This window comes from Planktotalea sp. (genome assembly GCF_039984035.1).
Taxonomy (GTDB): Bacteria; Pseudomonadota; Alphaproteobacteria; order Rhodobacterales; family Rhodobacteraceae; genus Planktotalea.
The window spans coordinates 1-4,055 of record NZ_JBDWVM010000006.1 but is presented as its reverse complement, the minus strand read 5'-3'; the positions used below and the strand labels follow the sequence as shown (position 1 = coordinate 4,055).

General features: G+C 51.1%; 4 protein-coding genes. 3 read left to right on the top strand and 1 reads right to left on the bottom strand.

What is annotated here, in order from left to right; genetic code table 11:
- On the bottom strand, positions 1-1,117 hold a 1,117-nt coding region (locus ABJQ89_RS00235), incomplete at its 3' end, for a hypothetical protein (protein ID WP_348494271.1).
- Between the two features lie 411 nt (positions 1,118-1,528).
- On the opposite strand from ABJQ89_RS00235, the gene ABJQ89_RS00230 reads away from it, so the two are divergent.
- From ABJQ89_RS00230 to ABJQ89_RS00220, 3 genes are all read left to right on the top strand, one after another.
- Entirely contained in the window at positions 1,529-1,750 is a 222-nt protein-coding gene (locus ABJQ89_RS00230) for a hypothetical protein (RefSeq protein ID WP_348406071.1), read from the top strand.
- Between the two features lie 319 nt (positions 1,751-2,069).
- Positions 2,070-2,729 (top strand): hypothetical protein, encoded by a 660-nt coding sequence (locus ABJQ89_RS00225; protein WP_348494270.1) that lies wholly within the window; start codon positions 2,070-2,072, stop codon positions 2,727-2,729.
- Positions 2,729-3,466: a HAMP domain-containing sensor histidine kinase gene (locus ABJQ89_RS00220; protein ID WP_348406069.1), complete on the top strand. Its 738-nt coding sequence runs from the start codon at positions 2,729-2,731 to the stop codon at positions 3,464-3,466. The genes ABJQ89_RS00225 and ABJQ89_RS00220 overlap by 1 nt, the downstream gene beginning before the upstream one ends.
- Positions 3,467-4,055 lie beyond the last annotated feature (589 nt).

The following is a 4,055-nucleotide window of genomic DNA, read 5'->3' as shown; positions in this document are numbered from 1 at the left end:
GGTTCACCTGCTTTTCAACGATGATCGAGTTTCCGATCAACGTGCAAGTGGCGGCTAAAAAGAGACATACCATCAATATGATTGATAGCTGCCTTGTGGCTTCGTCAAGTGCCGCGGCTCTTTCGGTGACCGATGTTTGGGCGGTATTAACAATGGTCTCTATGAAAACGGAAACGTCACGCGTCATGTTAGAGCGCGTTTGTTGAAGGATTAACATCTTTTCTTGATGTGTTAGTCTTGTCACTCCAAGGGCCAGCAGTCCTTTTTCGCCGAGAATATAAGCGTTCAACTGCAACGTCAGGTCTGCAAGTTCTGTGCGTTGAGCGCTGGGGCGAAGTTGCGGCAGCAATGCCGCCACTCGCCCCAGCTTATCTTCCAAATTTGTACGCATTTGTTCAATGCTATTCTGACCGCCCGAGATTTGATCAAATAGGCTGGTGTCGATCACAGCGTCCAAATCTATGGCTAAGCTATTCAAATTTAAGGCCCCTAGGAATAAATCAGAAAACAACTGGTCAATTGATTTCGCTTCGGGGGTCGCACCTAACCGAGCATCATCCAGCAACGTGTCAATGCGTATGGTTAGATCATATCGTAGGGTTCGCAATGCATCACTGGCTTGTGAACCGGTCTCGTTTATTGTCTCTTCCAGCCGCGCAATCTTAAGGTCTGTTTCGAACAAAATCGCTTGTTGGGTGAAAAGCTGATCAATGGATGCTTCCAGTTCAGTCAACAAGCGGGCCATACGCACCGATAGACCGCTGCCGCCACTTGCTTGGGTTACGTTCAAAACGTTGTCTTTGAAACGATCTATGCGACGGCTAAGGTCCAACTTGGCGGATATTAGGTGTTCTGTATCTCCAAGATGCCCCGCATTTTGGAGCGCTAGAAATATTTCACCAAGCTCTTGTTCCACCACCCGCGTTTGGGTGAGCACTGGCAACGCATCGCGTATAAGCGCCTGATGCGTGGAGGATATTTCCCTCAACTGTGTGAAACTGGCAAAACATGCAGCGGCAGTCACCCCGCCCAAGATGAGTAAAAGCAGCCTTAGTCGCGCTACAATTCCGGAGAAAAACTTGCGGTGTACCGGCATGGAGATGTTGGTTTCATTCACGGGCCCGGCATACCATTCAAGGATTAAGTCGATCTTAAATGCGCGTGGGTAATCTCGATCCTAAACCGAGGATAGTAACCAAGATGTCAGATCGAACCTCACACCGTGATACGACCTTCACGCGCCGCCATGTGATACAATCTGGCATAGCTGCCGGGGCCGCGACGATGTTGCCACAGGCGTCTTTAGGCCAGTCTAGCAGGCCCTTGCATGAAAAAGTCGCGCAATGGGTCCGCGAAAACAGTGGGTAGACCGATCAAACGCTTGTTGTGCTTTGTCCGAATGGATCGCAACATTATCTACACCCGATTGCGGCTGCATTTACCAATATGACTGGTGTTAAAATTGCATTGCGCAGTTTTGTTTCAAAAGCGTTAACAGCCCAGATTACGTTGGAAGATATTGCAGCTGATGGTCGTTTTGACGTCGCTTTGCCACGCAACATTCGGTTTGGTTGATCTTGTGGCATCAAATGTGCTGCGCCCGCTTGATGATCTCGCAAAGATCCATGAACCGGCGGGGTTCCGCGATGGTATGATTTACAGTCTTGGCGACAGTTTTGATCGGCAAACGTATGGGTTCCAGGCGGATGGCGACGCCTATTTACTGTTTTACCGCAAAGATATGCTTTGAAATACAGATGAAGCCGGCCGTTACGCCGATACCTTTGGGAATGCGTTGGACATACCCAAAACGTGGGCCGAACTTGATCTCCAGATTGCTTGGTTCCACCGGCGTGCCGAGAATATGTGGGGGCTTTTATTCAGTGCATCCGGGTATTTGGGGTGGGGATACTGGGTGTTGTTGCATAGCTATGGGATCTGACCTTTTTCGCCAGATATGACGCGCCAGCTTGATACCCCAGAAGGGTTGGCGGTGCTTGAAGACATGATCAACGTTGGCCCCTACCTTCACCTCGGCGTTGATTCTCAGAAGTTCGTTGAATACTGGGATGCCTAAAGGCGCGACAGCGTTTATTGTGATACCGGTTGGGCTGGCGCGCAAAAATCTTATCACGCGCCGGGGTCGCCATTGCGTGATAGTCTTTGTTTCGGACCAACGCCAGGCGGTGCTATTGGCCAGGATGGAGCTATGTGGTCAATCGCGTATTCCGCCAACCGCGGCTAGGGAATCTGTTTGCGCTTTTCGCATCGAGCCCGGATCTGTCGGCCAGATCGGTCCGGCAGGCAGGTGGTTTTTTGATCCAAACCGCCCGGAGCATTACGACGACGCGACTATTCAGAAGGTGTGTTCCCAACCTTTTTTGGACGTTCGCAAGGTCAGTCTCGAAGAGGCCACTCCTGACCTCTGCCTAAAGGGTCAGTCGGAATATTTCAGGGTGCTGAACGAGGCATTGGTAGAGGCGATTCAAGGGGATGATGCGACCGCGCGCGTCTTGAAACGTGTCGCGCAGTTATGGGATATGATCACCAGCAGGTGGGGCCGTCGAGAGCAAATTCCACGCTGGCAACAATTGTGCGGGCGGTATCCCGCGGCGGTGAGGCCGTACCTGAAAGATCCAATGGATGCCCGAAGCTTTGCTTTGTTAACTGTGTCTTCAATGCTCCGCGCTATCGTAGGCTTATCACGTAGTTTCAGGAATATCATCTGATGACCGCCAACGCATTGCCCACGGGTGTGACTTCTTCCATCGAACCTGAGATGCCCCCAACCGCATCAAGTGATTTCGAAGATTTCATCTATTTAATCAGCCACGATGTCCGCAATTCGGTGCGCGCACTCATTGAGTTGCCGCAGTGGATTGTTGAAGACTTGGCTGAGGCTGGCGTGAAAATTGACGGTTCGGTTGCCGACAGTATAGACCTAATGAACCGTCATACGGGACGTTTAGACCGTATGTTGGTAGATTTATTGGCCTTTTCGCGTGTCGGGCGCATGCAAGCAGTCGTAGAGGTGAACCTCAATGAAGCGCTTGATGATGTCTTAGAAGAAATGCCGGTTCCAACCGGGTTTTCCGTCCTTAGGGATCTTGAGTGTGATACCATCACGATGGGTGAACAGGACAGTTTGACACTGCTAACAGCCTTGATTTCGAACGCAATAAAGCATCACGATGGCAACGCAGGAACCGTGGTGGTCAGGTGCAAGAAATCTGGGTCTGATGCTGTGCTGTCTGTTAGCGATGACGGGCCGGGTATCCCCGAGACATTCCATGATCGTATTTTTGCTGCGATGACCACGCTGCGACCACGTGATGAAGTTGAAGGCAGTGGTATGGGCTTGGCGATCACGCGAAAAATTGCCCAACTCTATGGCGGAGATGCACGCATCTTGAAAAACGACGCCGATGGTCGAGGTAGTCAGTTTGAGGTGCGCTTGCGCGGCTGAGATCTCATCAACATCTGAGCGTAATATCTACAAGCCGACAATGCGCGGTGTGGCATTTTGGCGTACAGCGGCGTCTCGGGTGACACTTAATCTGTGATACGTACGCCTCCACCTTTACGCCTTGCTCATACTTTTGCCGTTAATGTCGACAGGTTAATACGGGCCACCTTGGTTTTCTTAAATGTAACTTAAGGCCAAAAAGTACTTATTTTGGATTTTCCGCTTGCGGAGAGCGAACACCACAGGTCTTACGGATTTATGAAACGTCAACGACCCTGCGACCCACTAACAACGCATCGAATACAGACCCGACTTTGGGGGCCAGGGTGCCTACACATCCCGTGACCATGGAGGAGTTTAGGTGAATATTCTGACTGTCGCAATTCTAAGCCCAGCGATACCTTGTGCGCTAGGGCGTGCAACGGGCTGACACCTCGCAGTGTGTCACGACCGTACGGCAGCTCCACGAAAGATCCACAAAACAGGCGCTATCAGTTGCGATCTGAGATCGTTCAGACATTCGCATGCTCCTTCAGCGGCAAAAAGAACACAGCGTACACGTTTGTGGGCGGTGAAACCGGCACTACAC